Below are 536 nucleotides of genomic sequence, written 5' to 3'. Positions count from 1 at the left end.
AAGGTCTCGTAGACTGTACGCTTGAGCCTCATGACTTTAGTCCATCCCCTGTGCAATTGGCGCAAATGCCACTCACGCTCAATGAAGACCAAAAGAAGGCCACTCAGCACGTCCTTAATGCACAGCATCAATATCAAGCCTTTTTATTAGATGGTTTAACAGGAAGTGGTAAAACTGAAGTTTACCTGCACATCATGCACGAAGTGCTAAAGCAAGGTAAGCAAGTACTGGTGTTAGTTCCCGAAATTGGTTTAACCCCTCAAACCATTTCGCGCTTTAAGTCTCGTTTTAACTGCGACATTGCTTTATTACATTCGGGGTTAAATGACTCTAAACGCCTACAAGCATGGCAACAGGCACAGACTGGAAAGGCCTCTATTATTTTAGGAACACGTTCAGCCATTTATACCCCGCTGCCACGTTTGGGCCTTATCATTTTAGATGAAGAACACGACCTGTCTTATAAACAACAAGAAGGTTTCCGTTACCATGCGCGTGATGTCGCGCTTTATCGAGGACATTTACAAGGCTGTCCT

Annotated in this window: 1 protein-coding gene; it reads left to right on the top strand. The window is 44.4% G+C overall.

Features of this window, described 5'->3' with window-relative positions; translation table 11 throughout:
* Window positions 1-65 precede the first annotated feature (65 nt).
* A partial coding sequence (locus ABD296_RS50190; protein ID WP_344285802.1) for a DEAD/DEAH box helicase occupies window positions 66-536 on the top strand: 471 nt, incomplete at its 3' end.

Origin of the sequence: Actinomadura napierensis, from assembly GCF_039529375.1 — a bacterium.
Taxonomy (GTDB): Bacteria; Actinomycetota; Actinomycetes; order Streptosporangiales; family Streptosporangiaceae; genus Spirillospora; species Spirillospora napierensis.
This window is presented reverse-complemented; position numbering and strand designations above follow the sequence as displayed.